The organism is Acidobacteriota bacterium, assembly GCA_016700075.1.
Classification (GTDB): domain Bacteria; phylum Acidobacteriota; class Blastocatellia; order Pyrinomonadales; family Pyrinomonadaceae; genus OLB17.
This window is the reverse complement of the sequence record CP065000.1, coordinates 1,773,618-1,792,466: the sequence shown is the minus strand read 5'-3', so window position 1 is coordinate 1,792,466 and position 18,849 is coordinate 1,773,618. Positions and strand designations below refer to the sequence as shown.

General features: G+C 55.0%; 18 protein-coding genes. 12 read left to right on the top strand and 6 right to left on the bottom strand.

The window, feature by feature from the left end; translation table 11 throughout:
* Window positions 1–12: 12 nt before the first annotated feature.
* Window positions 13–777 carry an SGNH/GDSL hydrolase family protein gene (locus IPM50_08045; GenBank protein ID QQS31638.1) on the top strand — a complete coding sequence of 255 codons (765 nt, stop codon included), beginning with the start codon at window positions 13–15 and terminating at the stop codon, window positions 775–777.
* Window positions 771–2,255, top strand: a complete 1,485-nt coding sequence (locus IPM50_08040; GenBank protein QQS31637.1) for a hypothetical protein — start codon at window positions 771–773, stop codon at window positions 2,253–2,255. The genes IPM50_08045 and IPM50_08040 overlap by 7 nt, the downstream gene beginning before the upstream one ends.
* On the opposite strand, the gene IPM50_08035 is transcribed toward IPM50_08040, so the two are convergent.
* The 3 genes from IPM50_08035 to IPM50_08025 form a co-directional block, all read right to left on the bottom strand.
* Window positions 2,222–2,926, bottom strand: coding sequence for a response regulator transcription factor (locus IPM50_08035; GenBank protein QQS31636.1), 705 nt, complete (start codon window positions 2,924–2,926; stop codon window positions 2,222–2,224). The two genes, IPM50_08040 and IPM50_08035, sit on opposite strands and share 34 nt — an antisense overlap.
* 45 nt (window positions 2,927–2,971) lie before the next feature.
* Window positions 2,972–3,850 carry a HAMP domain-containing histidine kinase gene (locus IPM50_08030; protein ID QQS31635.1) on the bottom strand — a complete coding sequence of 293 codons (879 nt, stop codon included), beginning with the start codon at window positions 3,848–3,850 and terminating at the stop codon, window positions 2,972–2,974.
* A 175-nt stretch (window positions 3,851–4,025) separates the two neighbouring features.
* Entirely contained in the window at window positions 4,026–4,889 is an 864-nt protein-coding gene (locus IPM50_08025; protein QQS31634.1) for a fatty acid desaturase, read from the bottom strand.
* Window positions 4,890–5,038: 149 nt separating this feature from the next.
* Here IPM50_08025 and IPM50_08020 point away from each other — a divergent pair, with 149 nt between their 5' ends.
* From IPM50_08020 to IPM50_08010, 3 genes are all read left to right on the top strand, one after another.
* The gene (locus IPM50_08020; GenBank protein QQS31633.1) at window positions 5,039–5,986 is read left to right on the top strand and encodes a lysophospholipid acyltransferase family protein; all 948 of its coding nucleotides are present in this window, start codon (window positions 5,039–5,041) and stop codon (window positions 5,984–5,986) included.
* A gap of 26 nt (window positions 5,987–6,012) precedes the next feature.
* Window positions 6,013–6,807, top strand: a complete 795-nt coding sequence (locus IPM50_08015) for a cyanophycinase (protein QQS31632.1) — start codon at window positions 6,013–6,015, stop codon at window positions 6,805–6,807.
* A gap of 71 nt (window positions 6,808–6,878) precedes the next feature.
* The gene (locus tag IPM50_08010) at window positions 6,879–7,169 is read left to right on the top strand and encodes a nucleotidyltransferase family protein (GenBank protein QQS31631.1); all 291 of its coding nucleotides are present in this window, start codon (window positions 6,879–6,881) and stop codon (window positions 7,167–7,169) included.
* A 183-nt stretch (window positions 7,170–7,352) separates the two neighbouring features.
* Here the strand turns inward: IPM50_08010 and pta are convergent, their stop codons facing one another.
* Window positions 7,353–8,360: a phosphate acetyltransferase gene (gene pta / locus IPM50_08005; protein ID QQS31630.1), complete on the bottom strand. Its 1,008-nt coding sequence runs from the start codon at window positions 8,358–8,360 to the stop codon at window positions 7,353–7,355.
* A 112-nt stretch (window positions 8,361–8,472) separates the two neighbouring features.
* On the opposite strand from pta, the gene IPM50_08000 reads away from it, so the two are divergent.
* The 3 genes from IPM50_08000 (at window position 8,473) to IPM50_07990 (ending at window position 12,009) form a co-directional block, all read left to right on the top strand.
* Window positions 8,473–9,021 carry a DUF1232 domain-containing protein gene (locus IPM50_08000; protein ID QQS31629.1) on the top strand — a complete coding sequence of 183 codons (549 nt, stop codon included), beginning with the start codon at window positions 8,473–8,475 and terminating at the stop codon, window positions 9,019–9,021.
* 177 nt (window positions 9,022–9,198) lie between these two features.
* Window positions 9,199–11,586, top strand: coding sequence for an ATP-dependent Clp protease ATP-binding subunit (locus IPM50_07995; GenBank protein ID QQS31628.1), 2,388 nt, complete (start codon window positions 9,199–9,201; stop codon window positions 11,584–11,586).
* Window positions 11,587–11,598: 12 nt separating this feature from the next.
* The gene (locus tag IPM50_07990; protein QQS31627.1) at window positions 11,599–12,009 is read left to right on the top strand and encodes a hypothetical protein; all 411 of its coding nucleotides are present in this window, start codon (window positions 11,599–11,601) and stop codon (window positions 12,007–12,009) included.
* On the opposite strand, the gene IPM50_07985 is transcribed toward IPM50_07990, so the two are convergent.
* Window positions 12,006–12,848, bottom strand: a complete 843-nt coding sequence (locus tag IPM50_07985; protein ID QQS31626.1) for a pyrroline-5-carboxylate reductase — start codon at window positions 12,846–12,848, stop codon at window positions 12,006–12,008. The two genes, IPM50_07990 and IPM50_07985, sit on opposite strands and share 4 nt — an antisense overlap.
* A gap of 45 nt (window positions 12,849–12,893) precedes the next feature.
* Here IPM50_07985 and IPM50_07980 point away from each other — a divergent pair, with 45 nt between their 5' ends.
* The 3 genes from IPM50_07980 to IPM50_07970 are packed head-to-tail and all read left to right on the top strand — an operon-like array spanning window position 12,894 to window position 15,618.
* Window positions 12,894–14,099 carry a tyrosine--tRNA ligase gene (locus IPM50_07980; protein ID QQS31625.1) on the top strand — a complete coding sequence of 402 codons (1,206 nt, stop codon included), beginning with the start codon at window positions 12,894–12,896 and terminating at the stop codon, window positions 14,097–14,099.
* Window positions 14,100–14,149: 50 nt separating this feature from the next.
* Window positions 14,150–15,010 carry a metallophosphoesterase gene (locus IPM50_07975; GenBank protein QQS31624.1) on the top strand — a complete coding sequence of 287 codons (861 nt, stop codon included), beginning with the start codon at window positions 14,150–14,152 and terminating at the stop codon, window positions 15,008–15,010.
* Window positions 15,007–15,618, top strand: a complete 612-nt coding sequence (locus IPM50_07970) for a CDP-alcohol phosphatidyltransferase family protein (GenBank protein ID QQS31623.1) — start codon at window positions 15,007–15,009, stop codon at window positions 15,616–15,618. Before IPM50_07975 ends, IPM50_07970 begins: the two co-directional genes overlap by 4 nt.
* A gap of 33 nt (window positions 15,619–15,651) precedes the next feature.
* Here IPM50_07970 and IPM50_07965 read toward each other — a convergent pair whose 3' ends face one another.
* The gene (locus IPM50_07965; GenBank protein ID QQS31622.1) at window positions 15,652–16,590 is read right to left on the bottom strand and encodes a hypothetical protein; all 939 of its coding nucleotides are present in this window, start codon (window positions 16,588–16,590) and stop codon (window positions 15,652–15,654) included.
* 228 nt (window positions 16,591–16,818) lie between these two features.
* Here IPM50_07965 and dnaK point away from each other — a divergent pair, with 228 nt between their 5' ends.
* Window positions 16,819–18,759, top strand: coding sequence for a molecular chaperone DnaK (dnaK, locus tag IPM50_07960; GenBank protein ID QQS31621.1), 1,941 nt, complete (start codon window positions 16,819–16,821; stop codon window positions 18,757–18,759).
* Window positions 18,760–18,849 lie beyond the last annotated feature (90 nt).

Genomic DNA, 18,849 nt, shown 5'->3' with positions numbered 1-18,849 from the left:
AGCATAAGCGAGATGACGGACAAGCAGGACAAACTAGTGCGGCGATTGGAAACGCGTTTTTGGCTGGGTGCGGCCGCCGTAGCACCGTTGGCCCCTCTGCTCTTTATTCAGGGCAAGGTAGCTCGTTGGAAGATCGGCCTGCTGCCGGACGCTGCGGAGCCAAATTCCGGAGTCGCGGGCGAAGGCGAAGAGACATCTTTGCTTGTGATCGGCGAATCGACGGTCGCCGGGCTCGGAGCAAGCACGCAGGAACTCGCGCTTGCGGGGCGTTTTGCTCACCATTTGTCGCGGCAGATCGAAAGACGTGTAAGCTGGGACGCCGTCGGGCGTGCGGGCGTAACGGCGCGTCGGACCATCAACGAACTGCTGCCGCTGATACCGCGTTCGGATTACGAATACATACTGATCGCCGTAGCGGGCAACGACGTGATAAAGCTGTCGCCGCCCACGAGGTTTCGCCGGGATATGCTCGAACTGATCGACCGATTGCGCGAGAACAGCCCCGCGTCGCGCATTTTCATGGCGAATTGCCCGATGATCAAATACGCGTGGGCCGTGCCGCCGCCTTCGCGCCAATTGCTGTGGCAGCTATCGCAAATGCACGACCAAAACGCACGCGAATTCACAAAGCTTCGTGAAAATGTTCATTATTTCCCGCAGCCTGTCGTGGTGCGCGAGGAAGGCTTTTTCTCAGACGGCGTCCATCCGTCAGAACAAGGCTACGACGACTGGGCAGCGGGCATGATCCAATATTTCGCAGAAAACGTCGAATGGTGAGTTCGGACGAGATCACAATACTGATCGCATCACGCCGCGAGTGGCTTTTGGTGCGTGAGAACGGGCGGGTGTTTCCGCTACTCTCGGAAGAGATAGATATCACTCAGAACGGCAGCAAGACGCTGTTTTCTTTCCCGAATGAGACGGGTTACAACACCTGGCGGCTGAACGGCTGGAATGAACAAGGCACGGAAATAATTGTGGATGTGGCCGGAGCATTCGGCCGGGATCAGCAATTGCTTCGTTTGATACCGCGGACGCAGGCGGCGGAGACTTCGGCGGCGGTCGAAGCGGCGAGGCTTGAAAAAGCGAATGAGATCGCCGAAATACTCAACAATTCACCTGCGGTTACGATCGAAAGCGTCCGGCTGAATGTGCCCGGTGGGCGTATTGCTCAGGTGATATTCCGCGATCATCATTTGCGGATCGCTGCGGCTTACGACGTGACGGGTGAACTCACTCATGAAGCGTTGATGGGCTCGGCAATGGTTTGGTTTGAGAAAACGCTCGCTCACAGAAAGAAGCCCGTTGCCCTCGTCCACGTCATCTCCGAAGGCCGCAGGGCTCATCTGCTGCAAAAGCTGCACGCGTTGTTATCGCCGCGATGGCGGCAGATCATTTCCGTAAATAAGGTCACCCGAAAGACCGAGCCGCCTGAGGTCAACGAGCTTCCAAAGCTGAATATTTCCGGCCTATGGCGTGAAAAGGCACGCGCTCTTGTTCTGCCCAAAGAAACGAGACCGAGCGAGAGCGCCGCCGCGACAATTTCAAAAGCACCTGAAGCTATCGACATCGTGTTTTCGCGAAACGGCGAGACGCTGCGGTTCAACGGGATGCCGTTCGCACGCATCCGCCGAGTATCGGGCGAGGAAAAGGTTTGGTTCGGGACGGGCCGGCGTATGCAGCTTCTCGACGAGCGAAATCGCGAACAATTTGACGAGGAGGTCGAACAACTGCGTCTGTATCGCACGGCAAGCAGCCCGAACAAGCGTCACGCTTACTATCAGGCGTCACCCGAAGCGTGGCTCGAATCCATCCTTCGCCGCGACATCAAGCTGCTCGACGGCAACCTGATCCCGGCGCCGATCTACAATCAGTTCCGCTCATCGAATGACAAGATCGACCTGCTCGCTCTTCGCAATGACGGGCGGCTGGTCGTTGTTGAGGTCAAGGCAAAGCCGGACCGCGACGCGATCCTGCAAGTCGTTGATTATTGGCGAAAGATCGAACTCCAACGCCGTCGCGGTGTGTTGGCCGAGGCCGACCTTTTCGACGGCCGCGACATCGCCGACAAACCGGCGGTCATATACCTCGCCGCTCCTGCGTTGGGCTTTCATTCGGATACGGAATTCTTTATGAGGTCTGTCGCACCTGAGATCGAGATCTGGCGTTTTGAACTGCACCAAAAATGGCGTGAAAAGATACGAGTGATCGGTAGACGCAGTCAGTCAGAACCTTCCGCAAAAACAAATCTGTAGCCGATGCCGCGGACGGTGAGGACGACGGCCGGGTTTGCGGGGTCATCTTCCAAATAACGGCGCAGCCGTACGATGAAATTGTCTATGGCACGCGTGTCGGTGTCTTCGGCTAGCTGCCACACGTGCTCCAATATCTCAGAACGCGAAACGATGCGGCCCTCCGCGGCGATCAGATATTCGAGCAGCCGCGATTCCATCAGCGTCAGGCGGTAAACCTCAGTGCCGTGCGTGATCGTCAGCTCGGCGGTGTCTATCAGACGGCCGTTCACTGAGACAGGAGCAGCGGCAGGTGCAGATGGAGCTTCGTTCCAATTCATACGGCGCAGCAGAGCGCGTGTGCGTGCGAGAAATACGTTGAGATCAAAGGGTTTAGGCAGATAATCGTCGGCACCGGCGTCTAGGCCTTCGAGGATGTCTTCGGGCCGGCCGCGTGCCGTCAGCATCAGCACAGGCGTGGTGTCCCCTTTTTCTCTCATTTCACGAACCGCATCGAAACCGCTCATGCCGGGCAGCATCACGTCGAGGATCACCGCGTCGAATTTTTCGCCGCGTAATTTTTCAAGCGCAGTCTCCGCGTCCTCGGCAATATCGGTCGAATAACCTTCGGCGTCGAGATTGTATCGAAGGCCTTCGGCGAGATGGGATTCGTCTTCTACGATGAGAATGTGCATTTAGGTCATCTCTACAAGCGAACTGTCGGCCTGTCGAACTTCGATTCAGGCTCGCGGCAGCGTTATCGTGAACGTGCTTCCCTTACCGGTTCCGCGGCTCTCGGCTGTGACGCGGCCGCCATGTTTTTCTACGATCGCCTGCACGATCGCCAGTCCCAAACCCGTACCCTTGACACCTGCGCGCCCCGGCACGCGGTAAAACCTTTTGAAAACACGCTTCAGGTCGGCCGGCGGAATGCCAACACCATTGTCTGCTACCGAAATTTCCGCAAGGCCGCGTTCACGTGCGGTCAGGGTTACGGTCACACGCGGCTCGTCGCCGGAATATTTCACTGCGTTGTCGAGAATGTTCCCCAGGGCCGACCGCAGTTCTTCCCGGTCACCCAAAACCTCAATCTCAACGGGCGGCGGCACGAATCGCATCGCTTCTTCGCTCAGGCCGCGGCGGCCGCGGATGAAGGCGATGCTCTCTTCGATCAGTTCCGATAATGAGAGTATTTCCCGGTCGATCAGACGGCCCTTTTCACGCGTGCGGCTCGCTAACAGCACTTGTTCGACCGTGCCGAGCAAGCGTTCGCTGTCCTCTTTCATTATGTCGTAAAACTCGCGGCGTTTCGCGGCGTCGGGCTCGCGTGTGCGCAATGTGTCTAGATAAAGCCGTATAGAAGCCAGCGGCGTTTTCAGTTCGTGGGTGACGGCGTTGAGGAATGCATCGTGCTGTTCGTTTCGGCGTATCTCGCGTATCAGGAAGATAGTGTTGAGTATCAGGCCCGTGATTATTAAGGCGAAAAAGATGACCCCAAATATCAGCAGCGCCGCCTCGCGCAGATTCAGGATGATCCAGCCGACGTTCAGGGCGATCGCCAGCGCAGACAGGCTGATCCCCAGTACGAGAAAGAAGATAGCTGTCTTACGCCGCCGCATGATTCAATTAGACGGGAAAACGCGGAAAGGTGGCAACGTGGGAACGTGAAAAGGTGAAAGAGGGGGAAAAGCGAAAGAGTGAAAAGGTGAGAAGGTGAAAAAGTGAAAAAAGTGAAAAGGCCGCTCATTGCAGGCGACCTCTTTTTCACATTTCCGGCTCTTTCACCCTTTCACTTTAGGCAGCTTTCTTATAAACGCGGGCTTCTTTCGCGTCGAGGTCCATCGCGTAAATATCTGTCGCGAGGCCGAGGCGTTCTAAGATGCGTATCTGCACCCAATTGATGTCGAACTCGCGGCTGGTGAGTCCGTGACGGGCCGAACGCGGATACGCATGGTGATTGTTGTGCCAGCCTTCGCCGAATGTGAGAGCCGCGATGAAGCCGTTGTTCCGCGAATCGTCGGTCGTCTCGAAACGGGTCGTTCCCCACAGGTGCGTGGCGGAATTTACGAGCCACGTGAAATGCCAGAGCATGACGGTTCTGAGGAAGATGCCCCAGACGACCATCGTCCAGCCGCCGACCAAAAACAAGATACCTGCGGCGACGACCGATGTCAGATAATAGTGGCGATCGAGAAATCCGAGATATGGATCGCGAAGCAGATCAGGAGCATATTTCTTGACGACAGCATCGGGCTGCCGCTGTGCCGTGCCCGAAAATATCCAGCCGATGTGAGACCAGATGACGCCGTTGCGAGGGCTGTGCGGATCTTTGTCCGTGTCGGTGAACGCGTGATGCAGGCGGTGCGTCGTCACCCAAGCTATCGGGCCCGATTGCAGAGCGAGAGTGCCGAATGTAGCGAGTGTTCGTTCCACCCAACGCGGTGTTTTGAACCCGCGATGCGTCAGCAGACGGTGATATCCCAGCCCTATGCCGAGACTGCCTGAGATCCACCACACGATCAGCAGAGCCGTGAGATTCGCCCATGAAAATGTGAAGAACGCCGCCACCGCCACCAAGTGAAACACTGCTACGATGATAATCGTGTCCCAATGAATTCTCTTCTTTCTTGCCTCATCCAACCGAACGATATTTTCCATCTAGATCTCCTGAAATTTTGTCCCGGAACCTATTGAACAGGTTTCCTATTATTGAGGCTAACAGGTTTTGCGGGCGTCGATTGTAAGAGTTTTGTAAGAGTTTTCGCGGCAGGAAAATTGAATTCGGCGGTGCGGGAATTTAAAGTCTAATGAGTCTCGAAAAGGTTGTGGCAAAGAAAGGAAAACTGCTCATCAACGTGGAATACGCGGCCGCACGCACGGTGTTTGCCCTGCTTGGGCTGCTGCCGCGCCGCGCGGCGATCGGTTTCTGTGTGGCGTTGATGCGGCTCCTGCCGACTTTGCTGAAGAATCTGCGAAAAACCGGAATGCGTAATCTTGAGATCGCGTTTCCCGAAAAAAGTGTCGATGAACGGCGAGAGATACTCGCCGGTTCTCTGGAAAACCTAGGACGCGTACTCGGCGAGCTTTCGCAAAATCACAAATATTCAAAAGAGCGTTTTGCGGAGAAGGTCGAATTCGACATGGACGATGAGACGCGGGAACTCTATCGCCGAAACCGCGAAGAGGGGCAAGGAGTCGTAATCACGACGGGGCATTTCGGCAACTGGGAGATGTTCGTGCTGGGCTTTGCAGCCGCGTTTCAGCCCATCAGCTATCTCGCCCGCCCGCTTGATAATCCGAAGATCGACGCGATGTTGAACGCACGCCGAGACCGTTTCGGCAACCGGCCGATAAACAAGGCATTTTCCGCGATGACCGCGATAAAACTCGTTCGCGATGGCGGCATACTCGGCATTTTGGCGGACGTTAATACGCATCCGCGTGAAGGTGTTTTCGTGCCTTTCTTTGGCGTGCCGGCGTGCACGTCTGCCGGTGCAGCGACCATCGCGACACGCTCCCGTGCGGTCATTTATCCCGCCGTTTGTGTGTATGATCGGGACAAAGATAAATATCGAATGATCCGCGGCGAGATCATCGTGCCCGAAAATACGGGTGACCGCGAACACGATATTCGCGAAACGACCGCGAGATTCACGCTCGAAATGGAAAAATTCATACGCCAATATCCGGAGCAATGGATGTGGATACATCGGCGTTGGAAAACGCGACCGCCCGGCGAACCGTCGGTCTATTGAAAGAATTTATGAGAGGAAACAGGTTATTGAAGAAACATCTAGCGGCGGCATTCGTCGCCGTATTGCTGCTTTCGGCGGCGGCTGTCGCACAGCAGCGTCTGCTCGTGATCGGCGGCGGCAAACGTCCGCCCGATGCGATGAAAAAATTTGTCGAATGGAGCGGCGGTGAAAGGTCGAACATCCTCGTGATCACATGGGCGAGCGAGGTTCCGGAGGAGAATTTCGAAGGCCTGAAACGCGACCTGACCGCAGGCGGTGCCGCAAACGTCATTCACGCGGCGATGCGTCCACTCGATGCCGAAAGGCGCGCAGCTTTTCTCGATCAGATCTCGAAAGCGACAGGCGTTTTCTTTTCCGGCGGCGACCAGAACCGAATCATGGACGTGCTCGCGGACGGTGAGCTTCTCAAGATAATACGCGAACGCTATAACAAAGGCGTTCCTTTTGGCGGCACGAGCGCCGGTGCCGCCGCGATGTCCGACCCGATGATGACCGGCGACGCGGACCTGAAAATTCTCGACGGCAAACAAGTCGGCGTTCGTAAGGGCCTAGGGCTAATTCCAAACGTAATTTTCGATCAGCATTTCCTTGTCCGTCAGCGTCACAATCGACTGTTCGGCCTGATCGAGGTCAATCCGAATTATCTCGGCATCGGCATCGACGAGGACACAGCCGTCCTCATCGAAGACAATCGCAACTTAACCGTCGCCGGCCCGACCCAAGTGATGTTCGTCGATGCAAAAAAGGTAAAGCACGGGATGGCAGTTTACTTTTTGAAGGCAGGCGAAAGGTTCGATCTCGCGAAACGAAAGCTGAACTAGCCTTGCGGTAAGCCGAGTCAAATTTCATTGAAGACTGTTGCGTAGTTCTGTTAAAGTTCGAGTTGAAAAGTATGTCAAGCATAGATGATATTCGTGAAGTCCTTTATACTAGCAAGCCTGAACTCTTGACCAAGTTTCACGTGAAAAACCTAGCCGTTTTCGGCTCATACGCCCGAAATGAACAGCGCAGTGATAGCGATATCGATATTCTAGTTGAATTCACCGAACCGGTCGGCATCGAGTTCGTCGATCTCGCCAACTATCTTGAGCGGCTGCTCGGACGCCGCGTTGACCTCGTCTCCCGAAAGGGCATCAAACCCAAATATTTTGAGAAGATAAAGGGCGATCTTCAATATGTCTGACCGCAGCCCAAAGCTACTGATAGTGGATATCCTCGATGCGGCGGATAAGATCATTGGATATACGGAAGGCATGACTATTTCGGAATTGACTTCGAGATCGTCTGGGGTATCAGAGAGAATTATATCCCCAAACTCATCACTACTCTCAGCGAATGCCTAAAGTCGTTGGAAAATTGAGCAGAATCAGGTAGCTTTACGTGCCTGCGACTGAACTGCGGTGATCGCGACGGCATCGACAATGTCTTCGGCTTTGCAGCCGCGGGAGAGGTCGTTGCACGGGCGGTCGAGGCCTTGGAGGATCGGGCCGATGGCGGTGCCGCCGGTGAGGCGTTCGGTTAGTTTGTAGGCGATGTTACCGGCGTTTAGGTCGGGGAAGACGAGCACATTTGCCTTTCCGCCGACCGGCGAGCCGGGTGCTTTTGACGCGGCAACCGATTGAACAAGAGCGGCGTCTGCCTGCAGTTCGCCGTCGATTGTGAGATCGGGCATGCGGGCCTTGACGGTTTTTGTGGCTTCGATGACCTTGTCGATCAGCTGATGCTTTGCACTTCCCTTTGTCGAGAACGACAGCATCGCGACACGCGGTTCGACCTGCAGGAGAGCACGGCATGATTCGGCGGATGCAAGAGCGATCTCGGCAAGTTCTGACGAGTCAGGGTCGATAACGACGCCGCAATCGGCGTAGATCATCGCTCCGCGTTCGCCGAATTTTTTGTCCGGCACGACCATTAGGAAAAAGCTTGATACGGTCTTAAATCCCGCCTTTACGCCGATGCATCTGAGTGCCGCAGCTACAGTGTGGGCCGTGGTATTCGTCGCTCCCGCGACCGAGCCGTTGGCGTGGCCTTCTCTGACCAAAAGGTTCCCGTAATAGAGTGGATCTTTGACGGCCTGCTCGGCTTCTTCCAGCGTGACGCCTTTTGCACGGCGAAGCTGATGATACAAATGAGCCATCTTGCCGTGATCTTGATGAGATGCTCGATGATCTAAAATTGTGACGCCGTTCAGGTTCGCCCCGCACTCTGCAGCTAGGCTGCGAAGTTTTTCTTCGTTGCCGATGACGGTTATCTTCGCTATCGAATTTCGGACGCACATCTCCGCCGCCTGCAGCGTACGCGGGTCGTCGCCCTCGGGCAGAATTATGTGCTGAGGATCAGCGGCAGCACGTTGGCGGATGTTTTCGAGGATCATTCGATGCGTTTCCGATACACTTCGGGCAGCGGATGAAATGAATTTACCATACAACCCGCGGCATCGAAACTTGCACAAAGCTCGGGTTGTTTTTAGACTTGGGAGAATAGCGATGAGTACAAAGGCAGTAAAAGCAAAAGAGAAAGCACCGGCGGCGCCGAAACCGCGACGCGAACGCGGCGAACTGAAAGCCCGTATGCGCGGCTTTTTGATGTTTTTGCCAAACCTCGTCTTGCTGCTGGGGCGTATGCTAAAGGACGGCCGCGTTCCAACCGCAGAAAAAGCGCTTTTCGTTGCGGCGATCGTTTATGTCATTTCGCCGATCGACCTCATTCCGGATATTTTCCCTTTTATCGGTCAGGTGGACGACCTGTATGTCGTAGCTTTGACGCTGCTTAGGCTGATAAACAGGACCGACGATACGGTCGTCAGGCAGCATTGGCCGGGCGGCGGCGACATCGTAGCTTTGGCGGATTCGATAGCCAACATCGCACCCAAATTCCTGCCTCGGCGCGTATCGCGTGTTATCACTTCGCGGGTAGAACTTGCCCCCGCGGGAAAGGCGCTCCGCAGTATCACCTCAAAGGACGAACCGCTGGTACGCGAGATAATTTCCGACGACGATCTGACCATCGACACTCGCTCCGGCTCGCTGAATTGACCAACCAAGGAGTTTTTTCGATTTTTTGTTATTTCTCAGGCCTTTGTTGTGGATTCCAAAGGGCTTTGTAACTATTACAAAAACAAGCTCGTTTCGCTTTATTTGAGCAATTCTACGCCGAAGGCCGGTTTTTCGTTATAATGGCGCGTATAACGAAAGGCCGCGGGATCGATCTTTATGTTTGAACGCTACACGGAAAGGTCGCGGAGAGTGATCTTTTTCGCACGTTACGAGGCATTGCAGTACGGCTCGCCCGTCATTGCGCCGGAGCACATTCTCCTTGGGCTGATGCGCGAGGACAAGTCGCTCGCCGCCAAGTTCCTGCCATTCAAACACTCACTGACCGTTGACACGATGCGCCGCGAGGTCGAGGAACGCATTGTCGTCCGCGACCGTAAACCGCAGAGCTCCGAACTCCACCTTTCCGCCGCGACCAAACAGATACTTTTCTACGCTAACGAAGAAAGCCGCCAGTTGAAGAACCGACACATCGGCCCCGAACATGTTCTTTTGGGCATTGTCCGCGAGGAGCGTTCGATAGCTGCAGAAATACTGTTCGGCTACGGCATACGCCTGCAGGACATACGCGACGAGATGATGCGGCAGAGCGGAATTCCGGGCGTGCTCGCCGCCGGAGCCGATACCGCGAAACCGGCCGGACTGGCAGAATACACACGCGACCTCACCGCAGACGCCGCCGCAGGCAAACTCGATCCGCTGGTCGGCCGCGACCCCGAGCTTGAGCGAATAATCGAGATCCTCTGCCGCAGAACGAAGAACAATCCTGTTCTGATCGGCGAGGCAGGCGTCGGCAAAACGGCCATCATCGAGGGCCTCGCACAGCGTATCGTAGACCGCGAAGTCCCGTCGTTCCTTGAGAAAAAGCGCGTTCTTTCGCTCGATCTTTCGCTTATTGTCGCGGGCACGAAATATCGCGGCCAATTTGAAGAGCGGCTGAAAAAGATAATGTCGGAGCTGAAGGAGAACCGCGACAACATCGTCTTCATCGACGAACTGCACACGCTCGTCGGAGCAGGCTCAGCCGAAGGGACGCTCGACGCCGCGAACATCCTGAAACCGGCTCTTTCCCGCGGCGAGATACAGTGTATCGGCGCGACCACGCCTACGGAATTCAGAAAATATATCGAAAAGGACCGTGCGTTGGAACGCCGCTTTCAGGCAGTAAAGGTCGAGCCGCCGACCGAGGAACAGGCGATCGAGATCATTCGCGGTGTGGTCGAACGCTACGAAGCGTTTCACCAGATCCGATACACCGCCGATGCGTTGACCGCTGCGGTCAAGCAATCGAACCGTTATATTCCTGACCGTTTTTTGCCGGACAAAGCTATCGACGTTCTGGACGAAGCCGGAGCCCGTGCGAAACTGCGGCACAACCAAGAAAACCGCGGCGAGCCTTCGTGGAAAGAGACGGTCGAGAATTGGAAACGTGCGTCGGCGAATGAGGATCAGCTTATATCGTACGAGCTGCGTTCGCTCGAAGATTCTTTCGCCGCGGTCGAGGTGACCAAGGACGACGTCGATGCCGTGATCGCACGCTGGACCGGCGTGCCCGTTTCATCCGTGAAGCAGGAAGAGGCCGAGAAACTGCTCGGCATCGAAACTGCTCTGCACGAACGCATCATCTCGCAGCGTCCCGCGATCTCGGCTCTCGCACGGGCGATTCGCCGCTCTCGTGCCGGCCTGAAAAATCCCGGACGGCCAGTTGGTTCGTTCCTTTTCCTCGGGCCGACCGGCGTCGGAAAAACAGAGGTCGCGCGTACGCTCGCTGAATTCCTTTTCGGTTCGGAACGTTCGCTAATTCGCTTTGATATGAGCGAATTCATGGAAAAACATTCCGTCTCGAAATTCATCGGCTCGCCGCCGGGATACGTCGGCCATGACGAAGGCGGACAGTTGACCGAAAAGCTACGTCGCTCGCCGTATTCCGTCGTGCTTTTTGACGAGATCGAAAAAGCTCATCCCGACCTTTTCAATGTGATGCTGCAGGTTTTTGAGGATGGTGTACTGACGGACGCAACGGGCCAGACGGTCGATTGCAAAAATGCGATCTTCATAATGACCTCAAATCTCGGTGCTCGTGCGATCCAAAAGACGGCATCGCTCGGGTTTCAGGCGAGTTCGTCTGCGAACCGCGAACGGGCCGAAAGCGAGGTGATGTCTGAGGTCAAGCGAATGTTCGCACCGGAATTTATCAATCGCCTCGACGAGATGATCATCTTTGATGAACTGACCGACGAGGACCTCTACAAGATACTTGACCTGCAGGTCGCACGGCTAAATCTGATCACCGCCGGCCGCAGCATCCATGTTCTATTGAGCGAAGACGCTCGCCGCTGGCTTATCGACAAAACCTGTGCCGACCGCAAATATGGTGCACGGCCGCTCAAGCGTGCACTCCAGCGATATGTCGAGGACGAACTTTCGGAAGCTCTCATTCAAGGCGACCTCGAACCCGAAAGCATCGTCGAGGTCGGCGTATCGGGCGACGGTTTGGCATTTCGCCGAGTCGTCGATGAGGCGCTGAACGCCGTGCCGAATTCCTGACATCTAAAGCATATGTCCGCAGAATACCCGTTCACGCATGAAGATGCCGGACGGGTCTTTTCATGGGCTGAGGTAAGCCGCGTTCATCGCGTCCGCATCGGAATTTATCAGAGCCGCGGGCGGCTCGTTTCGCTGCTCACCGATCTCGGAAAGATAAATCCCTGCTATCCGGATCACCACGCCGGCGGCGAGAACACCATTCTTTACACCGGCAACGGCCGCCGCGGCGATCAGAAACTCGATGCACAGAACCGTGCATTGCTCGACGCTGCCGAGACCGGCCATGAGGTCCCGCTCTTTTGCAAACTCGGCGTGAACCGATGGCAGTTCATGGGTTACTGGTTCGTTGCGGACGGGAAATATGTCTTTGACGAAAATCGTAGCCGCATGATCTGGCGTTTCACGCTCCGCCGAAGCGGCTAATTTTGCTTTTTACCCAGATCGACCGCGCGTTTGTAGGCGGCATAGACGGCTTTTGACAGCACTGTACGCAGCGTGCCTTTTTCCATTTGATAGATGGCTTCGGCTGACGTTCCGCCGGGCGATGTGACCATATTGCGAAGTTCGGCGGGGTGTTTGTGCGAGGCCATCGCAAATTTGACCGAGCCGAGCATCGTTTCCTGGACAAGCTCTTTTGCCATGTCGCGTGAGAAACCGAGATGCACGCCCGCGTCGGTCAGCGCTTCCATGACCATAAAGATGTACGTCGGGCCGGTCGCTGAAAGCGACGTCGCCATGTCGATCATGTTTTCGGTTTCGACAAAAAGCTCCTTGCCGAGTGCGGTCAAAATGCGTTTCACGTTCTCACGGTCTTCGGAACCGACGGCCTCAGTGCAGGTCCACGCCGTTATGCCGGCGCCGATCTGTGCGGGCGTGTTGGGCATCGCCCGGACGACCTTTGCTGTGCCGAGAGCTTCGGCAAGCTGCTCGATACGTGCTCCGGCAATTATCGAGATCACCAGATCATTTGGATGGAGCACGCCGTCCAGATCAGCAAGCACCTTTTTCAGCCGCTGCGGCTTAACGCACAGCACGATCGCCGAATTTTCGTGTCCCGCGACCGCACCTGCGGCTTCAGAGTTATTGCCGAAAACAGAGATGCCGTGTTTTTCTGCTAACTCGGCACGGCGGTTTTCACGCGGATGGCTCGCCGATATGTGAGCGGCATCTACAATGCCGTTCCTGAGCAGTCCTGCAACGATCGACTCCGCCATCACGCCGCAGCCGATGAAACTTAGCCTCATATCCGCTTTGTTTTCCATAACGTGATTGTAGCTGATTAGCATTTACCTTAAAATCTAGAAGCTATGACGATCGACGAACAGATCGAATTTCTTAAGAAAGGCACGGTGGATCTGATCCGCGAGGAAGACCTCCGCAAAAAGCTTGATCGCTCTGCAAAGACCGGCAAGCCTTTGCGCGTAAAGCTGGGCCTCGATCCGACGGCGCCGGATATTCACCTCGGCCACACGGTCGTCATCCGGAAGTTGAAGGCCTTTCAAGACCTCGGCCACACGGTCATATTTCTGATCGGCGATTTTACAGGAATGATCGGCGATCCTTCGGGCAAGAACGTGACGCGGCCGCCGCTCTCACGCGATGAGGTCAACGCCAACGCGGAAACGTACAAGCAGCAGATGTTCAAGCTGCTCGATCCGGAAAAGACCGAGCTCCGTTTCAACGGTGAATGGATGGACAAGTTCACCGCCGCGGATTTCGTCAAACTTTGCGCTAAAACCACGGTCAAACAGATACTCGAACGCGACGATTTCACAAAGCGAATGCAGGAGGAAAAACCGATATCGCTGCATGAGCTGCTGTATCCGCTGACACAGGGTTATGACAGCGTCGCACTTGGATCCGACGTTGAGCTCGGCGGCACCGATCAAAAATTCAATTTGCTGATGGGCCGCAACCTGCAGCGTGAATTCGAGCAGGAGCCGCAGGTGATCATTACGACGCCGCTGCTCGAAGGGCTCGACGGCGTGCAGAAGATGTCGAAATCGCTCAACAATTACATCGGTATCGAAGAGCCGCCGAGCGAGATGTTCGGCAAAGTGATGTCCATCTCCGACGAGCTGATGTGGCGGTACTACGAGCTCCTGACCGACCTGACGACCTCAGATATTTCAGATTTAAGATCTGAAATTGAAAAAGGCGAAAACCCGCGAAACCTCAAAGTAAAGTTGGCTAAGCTCATCATAACGGATTTTCATTCCGCCGCTGATGCAGACGCCGCTGAGGAAGATTTCAACCGGCGTTTCGTCAAAAAGGAAGTCCCCGACGAAATAGAGGAACGCATTATTGCCGCGGGCTCGTACAATCTCGCACAGCTTCTCGCGGATACCGGACTCTCTGCATCTAAAGGAGAGGCTCGCCGTCTGATCGAACAGGGCGGTGTAAAGGTTAACGGCGAGAAAGCGTCGTCAACAGCAGCGGAAATTCAGATAGATGGTGAGGGAACGCTGCTGCAGGTAGGCAAACGCAAGTTTCTAAAACTGACGGCCGCCTGAAAAAGTTTGTCATCTCGCCATTGTGCGGATATAATCCAACACGCCCCCTCATGAAAAGAACCGCCCTAAAACGTGTTAAGCTCCGTGACCGCATCAACGCCTATGTTGCGGCGGAAAAGCCTTTGCGTTTGTTGGCGGACAATTGGACGAAAAAGGCCAGAGAGGCCATCGAAGAAGCAAACAGCCTGTCACTCGAACGGGTCAATATTGAACTGAAGCGCTTGCCGCGAAAGTTGGACGGTTTTCGCATAATTCACCTTTCGGATATTCACCACAGTCCGTTCACAGGCGTCGAGCATATCGAGCGGGTCGTGAAGATAACTAATCGCCTGCATCCTGACCTGATCGTTTTGACGGGCGATTACGTCTCGCATCATACCGAATATGTTGCTCCCGTGGCAGAGCTTCTTGGACAGCTCAAGGCACCGCACGGCGTTCACGCCTGTCTCGGAAATCATGACCACTGGACCGATGCCGAGCTTGTCACTCGATCGTTTCGAGATGAAGGAATTAACCTCCTCGTGAATGAAGGCTTCCGATTGGAGGTCGAAGGCGGGGCGTTCTGGCTGGCAGGCGTTGACGATCACATGGTCGGTAAAACGGACGTGAAGGCGTCGCTTTTAGGATCATTCCCGGATGAAATGAAGATGCTCCTCGCTCATAACCCGATCATTTTTCGCGAGGCGGCACGCTACGGCGTCGATCTGACGCTGAGCGGACATACGCACGGGGGGCAGATCCGCGTTCGCGATGCAGAAAAAGGTATCATTCCCCGCCGCCGAAAGGCGGGCCTTCATCGCAACCGCGGTTCGCAGCTTTATATAACACGCGGCATCGGCACGGTCGTGGTCCCGGTTCGTTATCAATGTCCGCCCGAGATCTCGCTTCTCGAACTCAAGACCGCAAAATGAGCGACTCCCAGGTTTCAACGAAGGTCCTCACCATTCCGAATCTGCTGACCTTTCTTAGGATGGCGCTGATACCGCTTTTCGCCATCCTGCTCGTATATAATCGCGAAGGCTGGGCTCTCGTACTGTTTACGATCGCCGGCGTTTCGGACGGCATCGACGGTTTCGTCGCACGCCGTTTTAAACAAGAATCCGAACTCGGCACCATCATCGATCCGATCGCCGACAAGCTGCTGATGACCACGGCTTTTATAATGCTTTCCTGGCCCGGTGTGCTTGAAGTTTCGCGGTTTCTTCCCGTTCCGTTTTGGGTAACGGCTACCGTCATCGGCAGAGATGTTCTGATCGTAACGGTGGCCGCATCGATCACGGTGATGACAGGATTTCGCGATTTCGTGCCGTCATGGCTGGGCAAGGCGAGTACTTTTGTTCAGGTTGTTGCGGTGATAATGATCCTCGTTGCGGCTACGTATCCGCAGCTTCGCGGCTTTTATCTTCCTACCGTTTACACCACCGTTGTCGCCTTCGCGGTGTTTTCAGGCGTTCATTACATCTTCCACGTCGCAAGATTAATGCGTGCCGCAGAAACAGAAAAGCCCCAAAACGACTAACGCTTCAGGGCTCTGATATTGGATGTCGTCGTTTTAGAACTTTGACGGGTCTGCGAGCGGCCTTGTGTTCGCAAACCGCATAAATTCGGGCAGGCCCTCTTTCGTCTTGTTCTTGAATTCATATATCTGTTCCAGACGAGCCTTCCATTCACCCAAATTCGGGTGTTTTTGGTCCTCGGCCCTTTTTATCACCCTGGCGTACGCATCCATCAAAAGATCGATAGCTTTCGCGACCTTGTCGTTCTCTGCCTTGAACTCAGCGTCGGACATCGTGTTCTTTTCTGCCTTGGCTTTTAAGGCCGAGGAAAGCGATGCCTGAACATCCTCGTAATATGCCGCGATCAGATAATACGGCAGCGGGTCGTTCTTCAGCTGCGACTCGTACTGCAGCGACTTGTAAATATTCTCTGCGGCCTGCTTCGGCTCCTTTTCCATCGACAGGCTTCCGTCGATGAAATGCATGTAAGCAGAGGCTTCTGCCTGATTGCTGAACGGAGCGAATGATTCCGGCAGTTTTCCAGCGCCCATCAGCGACATCGCGTTTCGGGCGTATTTGACAGCATCGTCACGGTGTTTCGGGATGCCGCCGCCTGTTGACATGTATCCGGAATATGCAAGATTGAGCATCACGTCGACACTTTCCGGCTTTTCTGCGAGGATCTCGGCACCGAGAGCAAATGCTTTATCGTAGTTGCGGGCATCCGTCGCGTCGAAAAAGCGGTCCATCCGGTAGGCGTCTTTCCAGGCACGGACCTTTTTGACATTTGCGTCTTTCGTTTCGTTGCCAAAACGCGCGAGGAACTCTTTGGCAAGCTCGTAGGCCTTTTGGCCGTCTTCCGGCTGCTTCGTGTTCGACAAAGCTGCTATTTCCTTCAGGTAGTCAGCCTTTGATCTTTGGTTTTGACCGATCACGGGATCGGCCGAAATGCCGACAGCGAGAGCCAGGGCAACAATAGAGAAGATTCGTTTCATATATGTAAAAGTGGTCCGACCAAATTCGATACTATAACAGACCGCTGTTTCGATGCTCAAATGTATTCAATAGTTTCGCTTTGCAGAGCAGAAATACGAATAAAATACAACTTGACAATAACACACTCAACTATTATTCTAATGCCATGCTCAAGTGGCATGCCCGAATCGGTACGCCGCAAAACAGCAATAGTTTATTGGCAATAATACCTAATTGGAGACAAGATAATGGGAAAGATAATCGGAATTGACCTGGGAACGACCAATTCGGTCGTAGCGGTGATGGAGGGCGGCGAGCCTATCGTTATAACCAATAGCGAAGGCGGCAGAACGACGCCTTCGGTGGTCGCCTTTACAAAGGACGGCAATCGTTTGGTCGGCCAGGTCGCAAAGCGGCAGGCCGTCACTAATCCTGAGAATACGCTTTACTCGATCAAGCGTTTCATGGGACGCAAATTCGACGAAGTTCAGGGCGAGATCAAACAGGTGCCTTATTCGGTCGAAAAGGCATCGAACGGCGACGTTCGCATCGCAGCGGAAGGCAAACAGTACAGCCCACCGGAAATTTCGGCTATGGTGCTGCAAAAGCTGAAGCAGGCTGCTGAAGATTATCTCGGCAGCAAGGTCGATCAGGCCGTGATCACGGTCCCGGCATATTTTAATGACGCTCAGCGTCAGGCGACGAAAGATGCGGGCAAGATCGCGGGCCTCGAGGTTCTGCGTATTGTAAACGAACCGACGGCCGCAGCTCTCGCATACGGCCTTGATAAGAAAAAAGACGAGATCATAGCGGTGTTCGACTTCGGCGGCGGCACATTCGACATTTCGATCCTCGAGGTCGGCGAAGGCGTGGTCGAAGTGAAATCGACGAACGGCGACACTCACCTTGGCGGCGATGACGTTGACGAAGTTCTCGTCGGCTGGATCATCGACGAATTCAAGAAAGATCAGGGCATCGACCTGCACAATGACAAGATGGCGCTTCAGCGTTTGAAGGAAGCGGGCGAAAAGGCAAAGGTCGAACTCTCAAGCGCAATGGAAACCGAGATCAACCTGCCTTTCATTACGGCGGATGCATCGGGTCCGAAGCACTTGGTGATGAAGCTGACGCGTGCGAAATTCGAACAGCTCGTTGAGCCGATACTCAAGCGGCTTATGCCGCCTGTCGAACAGGCCATCAAAGATGCCGGCCTGACGCCGAAAGATATCGAAGAGATCGTGCTGGTTGGCGGCTCGACCCGTATTCCTAAGGTCCAGGAAATGGTCAAGGAATATTTCGGCAAAGAGCCGAACAAGTCGGTTAATCCTGACGAGGTAGTCGCTCTGGGAGCTGCTGTTCAGGCCGGCGTGCTGGGCGGCGAGAAGACGGATATCCTGCTTCTGGACGTAACGCCTCTTTCTCTCGGTATCGAGACCTTGGGCGGCGTGATGACGCCGATGATCCAAAAGAACACGACCATCCCGACCCGCAAGAGCGAGATATTCTCGACCGCATCGGACAACCAGACCAGTGTCGAGGTTCACGTTCTGCAGGGCGAGCGGCCGATGGCAGCCGACAACAAGACGCTCGGCAAGTTCCACTTGGTCGGTATTCCGCCCGCACCACGCGGTGTTCCTCAGGTCGAGGTGACCTTTGACATCGACGCAAACGGCATCGTGAACGTTTCGGCAAAGGACGTCGGCACGGGCCGCGAGCAGAAGATAACGATCACAGCTTCGTCGGGCCTCTCGAAAGAAGAGATCGACAAGATGATGAAGGACGCCGAATCGCACTCGGAAGAGGACGAGAAGAAAAAAGCGGCCATCGAGGCACGCAACCGTCTGGACGGCCTCGTTTACAGCGTCGAAAAATCGCTGAGCGAGCACAAGGACAAACTCGACGCCGCCGCGTCCGGCGACATCGAATCGGCCATCAGCGACGCCAAAACCGCTCTCGGCGGTGAGGATGTAGATGCTATGAACAATGCGTTCGAGCGTTTGCAGTCCGCTTCGCACAAGCTGGCCGAGGTTCTTTACAGCCAGACCGCGGCAGGCGGTGACGATGCGGGTACTTCGGAGCAGGCATCATCTGCATCTGCGGGTGCCGAAGGCGACTCGTCGGGTGCCGCATCGGACGACAACGTGATCGATGCTGAGTACGTTGACGTCGAAGAAGAGAAGAAGGACTAATTGTCCGGCAGGCAGTGAGCGGCGGACAGTGAGCAGCCGTTCACTGCCGCCGCTTTTGATTGTCCGCCGAACATTCGTAGAATAGGCAAG

Bases quoted from the DNA above. Each gene is read 5' to 3' on its own strand.
- IPM50_08020 (QQS31633.1), top strand. From the start codon at position 5,039: ATGAGTCTCGAAAAGGTTGTGGCAAAGAAAGGAAAACTGCTCATCAAC.
- IPM50_08025 (QQS31634.1), bottom strand. From the start codon at position 4,889: ATGGAAAATATCGTTCGGTTGGATGAGGCAAGAAAGAAGAGAATTCAT.
- dnaK (QQS31621.1), top strand. From the start codon at position 16,819: ATGGGAAAGATAATCGGAATTGACCTGGGAACGACCAATTCGGTCGTA.
- IPM50_07965 (QQS31622.1), bottom strand. From the start codon at position 16,590: ATGAAACGAATCTTCTCTATTGTTGCCCTGGCTCTCGCTGTCGGCATT.
- IPM50_07990 (QQS31627.1), top strand. From the start codon at position 11,599: ATGTCCGCAGAATACCCGTTCACGCATGAAGATGCCGGACGGGTCTTT.
- IPM50_08045 (QQS31638.1), top strand. From the start codon at position 13: ATGACGGACAAGCAGGACAAACTAGTGCGGCGATTGGAAACGCGTTTT.
- IPM50_07975 (QQS31624.1), top strand. From the start codon at position 14,150: ATGAAAAGAACCGCCCTAAAACGTGTTAAGCTCCGTGACCGCATCAAC.
- IPM50_08040 (QQS31637.1), top strand. From the start codon at position 771: ATGGTGAGTTCGGACGAGATCACAATACTGATCGCATCACGCCGCGAG.
- IPM50_08010 (QQS31631.1), top strand. From the start codon at position 6,879: ATGTCAAGCATAGATGATATTCGTGAAGTCCTTTATACTAGCAAGCCT.
- IPM50_07995 (QQS31628.1), top strand. From the start codon at position 9,199: ATGTTTGAACGCTACACGGAAAGGTCGCGGAGAGTGATCTTTTTCGCA.
- IPM50_08035 (QQS31636.1), bottom strand. From the start codon at position 2,926: ATGCACATTCTCATCGTAGAAGACGAATCCCATCTCGCCGAAGGCCTT.
- IPM50_07970 (QQS31623.1), top strand. From the start codon at position 15,007: ATGAGCGACTCCCAGGTTTCAACGAAGGTCCTCACCATTCCGAATCTG.
- IPM50_07980 (QQS31625.1), top strand. From the start codon at position 12,894: ATGACGATCGACGAACAGATCGAATTTCTTAAGAAAGGCACGGTGGAT.
- IPM50_08030 (QQS31635.1), bottom strand. From the start codon at position 3,850: ATGCGGCGGCGTAAGACAGCTATCTTCTTTCTCGTACTGGGGATCAGC.
- pta (QQS31630.1), bottom strand. From the start codon at position 8,360: ATGATCCTCGAAAACATCCGCCAACGTGCTGCCGCTGATCCTCAGCAC.
- IPM50_08000 (QQS31629.1), top strand. From the start codon at position 8,473: ATGAGTACAAAGGCAGTAAAAGCAAAAGAGAAAGCACCGGCGGCGCCG.
- IPM50_07985 (QQS31626.1), bottom strand. From the start codon at position 12,848: ATGGAAAACAAAGCGGATATGAGGCTAAGTTTCATCGGCTGCGGCGTG.